Origin of the sequence: Streptomyces botrytidirepellens, assembly GCF_003721215.1 — a bacterium.
Taxonomy (GTDB): domain Bacteria; phylum Actinomycetota; class Actinomycetes; order Streptomycetales; family Streptomycetaceae; genus Streptomyces; species Streptomyces himastatinicus.
The window spans coordinates 1-3,885 of the sequence record NZ_RIBZ01000592.1; the positions used below are offsets into that span (position 1 = coordinate 1).

Consider the following 3,885-nt stretch of genomic DNA (forward strand, 5'->3'; position numbering starts at 1 on the left):
CGGGCGCTCGCGCTCGCCCGGCTGGGGCGGCACGCGGAGGCGGCCGGGCCGCTGGCCGTGGCCGCCGCCGAGCATCCGCGCGACGAGGAGGTGCTCGCCGAGCTGCTGCGCGGCGAGGGGGCGACGGCGGGCCCGTCCGCCGCGCTGACGCGGTACGAGGCGTACCGCCGTGAGCTGCGCGAGACGCTCGGCACGGATCCGGGCGCCGGGCTCAAGGCCGTACAGCGGGAGCTGCTGCGCGGCGAGGCGCCTGTGGCCAGGCACGGCGTACCGCACGAGCCGAACCCGCTCCTCGGCCGGGACGAGGACATCGCGGCGGTGGAGCAGCTGTTGCACGCCTCCCGCGCCGTCACCGTCGTCGGCCCCGGCGGCCTCGGCAAGACCCGGCTCGCGCACGCCGTCAGCCGCCAATGGGGTCTCCCCTGCTCGAGCGAAGCCGAGAGCTTGGGGAACGCGCAGCGGGTGGTGTATTGCGTGCCGCTCGCCGGTGTCACCGCGGACGAGGACGTGGCCGCGGAGGTGGCCTCCGCGCTCGGCGCGGGTGAGAGGCGGCACGGCGCCCTGAGCGGCCATGCCGCGGCCGACCCGGTGACCGGCATCCTCGGTGTGCTCGGCTCCGGGCCCGCGCTGCTGGTGCTGGACAACTGCGAGCAGGTCATCCGGGGCGCCGCCGACCTCGTACGGGTCCTGGTCTCGTCCTCGAAGGACCTGCGGGTGTGCGCCACCAGCCGGGCCCCGCTCGGCCTCACATCGGAGGCGGTGTACGCGCTGCCGGAGCTCGGCCTCGACGTCTGCATCGAGCTGTTCACACAGCGGGCCCGCGCCGCCCGGCCCGGCGTGGCGCTGCCGCCGGACGCGGTGGCCGAGCTGTGCCGCCACCTCGACGGGCTGCCGCTCGCCGTGGAGCTGGCCGCGGCGCGGGTGCGGGTGCTGTCGGTGCCGGAGATCGCCCGCCGCCTCGGCGACCGGTTCGCGCTGCTGCGCGGTGGGGCCCGCGACGTGCCGGAGCGCCACCGCACGCTGCACGCGGTCGTGGAGTGGAGCTGGAACCTGCTCGCGGAGGACGCCAGGGCGGCGCTGCGCACGCTGTCCGTCTTCCCCGGCGGCTTCTCCGGCGAGGCGGGCGAGCAGGTGCTGGGCGAGGACGCGCTGTCCCTGCTGGAGCAGTTGGCCGGTCAGTCGCTGCTCACCGTCGCCGACACCCCGGTCGGCGTGCGGTTCCGGATGCTGGAGACCGTACGGGAGTTCAGCGCGGCCCGGCGCGCGGAGGCGGGCGAGGAAGAGGAGGCCATCGGCCGGTTCCTCGCCTGGGCGCGGGACTTCGGGGTCGCGCACCACGACTGGCTCTTCGGATCGGAACCCCTGGCAGCCGGGGAGCGGATCAGACCCGAGCAGGACAACCTCGTGCTGGCCCTGCGGTACGCCCTGGCCCGTACGGACGGCCCCACCACCGCCGCCCTCACCGCCGTCCTCGCCGCCCTGTGGTCCACCGACTCCGACTACCCCCGCCTCGCCGCCCTCGCAGCGGACACCGGCCCGCCGCTGTCGCACTACCGCCCCGAGCCCGCATACGTCGAAGTCGCCCGCACCGCCGCGGTGTTGTGCACGGCGGGCCTGTTCATGAACTTCGGCCCGCACGTCGTACGCCATCTCGTCACCCTCCGGCGGTTGCCCCCGGCCCCGCCGGACACGCTACTGCGCGCCACCGCGGTGGTGCTGAGCGCGGTCCCCGAGATGCTGCCTCCCCGCTACGACGTGCTGCGGAAGCTCTGCGACAGCGAACGGCCGCTGGTCGTCGGCATCGCCGAGTGCGTCGCCACCTACGTCTGGGAGTACGAGCACGACATCGACGGCGCGCTCGCCTCGGCTCGCCGGATGATCGCCGCACTGGCACTGACAGACAACCCGTCCATACAGGTCATGGCCCACTCCCGGCTGAGCGAGCTGTGCTTGAAGCTGGGGGAGGGCGAGGCCGCGTACGGGCACCTCAGGACCGCGCTGGAGACGCTGCGGCGGCTCGGCGGCGAGCACGACTACATCGGCATCCGCTGGGGCCTCGCCTCCGCCTGTCTGCAGCGCGGCGATCCCGACGAGGCCGAGTACTGGCTGCGGCAGGCGGAGGGTGACAGCGTTCGGCAGCAGGACGCCTTCTACAGCCCCGACCTCGGCGTGCGCGCCGAGATCGCGCTCGCCCGCGGGCAGACGGAGGCCGGGCTCGGCCTGTGGCGCCGCGCCGTGGCGCGGATGTTCGAGGCCGGTTCGCCGTACGGCGGCGACCCCTGGGTCGACCAGTGGGCGCTGCAGATCCACTCGGCGGCGGTGACGGCGCACGCGCACGCCGGTCGCCCCGAGCTGGTCGCGGAGGAGGCCGAACGGCTGCGGACGCTGCTGTCCGGCCCGTCCTGCCCGCCCATGGAGCTACCGGTTCTCGGGACGGTTTTGCACGCGCTCGGCATGGCGGGGCTCGCGTCCGGCAACGGGTCCGGTGACGCCAGTGGCGTACGGATGATCGCGCTGGCCGAACGGCTGCGGGTGCTGCGCGATTTCCAGCCGACGATGTCGGCGGCCCGCGCCCGGCGGGCGGCCGAGGACGCCCACGGGGCGGCGTACGCCGACGCGGTGTTGGAGTACGCCGCCCTGGGGCGGGACGAGTTGCGGGAGGCCGCCCGCGCGCTCATTTCGGGTCGCGCTTGAACAGCGACTTCGACCAGGAGTAGCCGAGCGCGGTCAGACCCAGGCCCCAGCCGATCGTGATCCACCCGTTGTTGCCGATCTCGCTGCCGAGCAGCAGCCCGCGCAGGGTCTCGATGGCGGGGGTGAACGGCTGGTACTCGGCGATCGGCTGGAACCAGTCCGGCATCGCGTCGATGGGCACGAAGGCGCTGGAGATGAACGGCAGCATGATCAGCGGCATCGCGTTGTTGCTGGCCGCCTCGGCGTTCGGGCTGGCCATGCCCATCCCGACGGCCATCCAGGTGAGCGCCGTGGCGAACAGCGTGAGCAGCCCGAACGCCGCCAGCCACTCCAGGGCGGTGGCGTCCGTGGACCGGAAGCCGATGGCCACGGCGACGGCGCCGACGAGTACCACGCTGATGACCGCCTGCAGCACACTGCCGAGGACGTGTCCGATGAGCACGGAGCCGCGGTGGATCGCCATCGTGCGGAAGCGGGCGATGATGCCCTCCGTCATATCCATGGAGACGGAGACCGCGGTCCCCGCCGGGGTGGCGCCGATGGTCATCACCAGGATGCCCGGGACGAGGTAGGCGATGTACGCGGAGCGATCGGCGCCGCCGCCCCCGATGCCCGCGCTCATCACATCGCCGAAGACGTAGACGAAGAGCAGCAGCAGGACGATCGGCGTCAGCAGGATGTTCAGCGTGAGGGACGGGTAGCGGCGGGCGTGGAGGAGGTTACGGCGCAGCATGGTGGCGGAGTCGCGGACGGCGAGGGAGAGGGCGGGAGTACTCATCGGACGGTCGCCTTGGTCTGGTTGGGGAGGTTGTTGTCGCCGGTCAGGGCGAAGAACACGTCGTCGAGGTCGGGGGTGTGCACGGTCAGCTCGTCCGCCTCGATGCCGGCCGTGTCGAGCCAGTCGAGGAGGGAGCGCAGCTCGCGCTGGCTGCCGTCGCTGGGGATCCGCAGCGACAGCGCCTCGTCGTCCCGGGTCACCTCACGCAGCGCGGAGGCGGCCGACTGATACGCGGACGGGTCGGTGAAGCGGAGCCGCACGTGTCCGCCGGGGATGAGCCGTTTCAGCTCCTCGGCGCTCCCTTCGGCGGCGATCTTGCCGTCGTTGAGCACGGCGATGCGGTCGGCCAACTCGTCGGCCTCCTCCAGGTACTGCGTGGTGAGGAAGACGGTCACCCCGTCGGAGACCAGCTC

2 protein-coding genes and 1 pseudogene are annotated in these 3,885 nt (G+C 73.3%); 1 reads left to right on the forward strand and 2 read right to left on the reverse strand.

Features of this window, described 5'->3' with window-relative positions; all coding sequences use genetic code 11:
• A partial coding sequence (locus tag EEJ42_RS33320; RefSeq protein ID WP_123105748.1) for an ATP-binding protein occupies positions 1–2,694 on the forward strand: 2,694 nt, incomplete at its 5' end.
• Here the strand turns inward: EEJ42_RS33320 and EEJ42_RS33325 are convergent.
• Positions 2,675–3,472 (reverse strand): ABC transporter permease, encoded by a 798-nt coding sequence (locus EEJ42_RS33325; protein WP_123105750.1) that lies wholly within the window; start codon positions 3,470–3,472, stop codon positions 2,675–2,677. The genes EEJ42_RS33320 and EEJ42_RS33325 overlap by 20 nt on opposite strands.
• Positions 3,469–3,885, reverse strand: a pseudogene (locus EEJ42_RS33330) (ABC transporter); the annotation flags it as partial. The pseudogene EEJ42_RS33330 and the gene EEJ42_RS33325, both read right to left, overlap by 4 nt.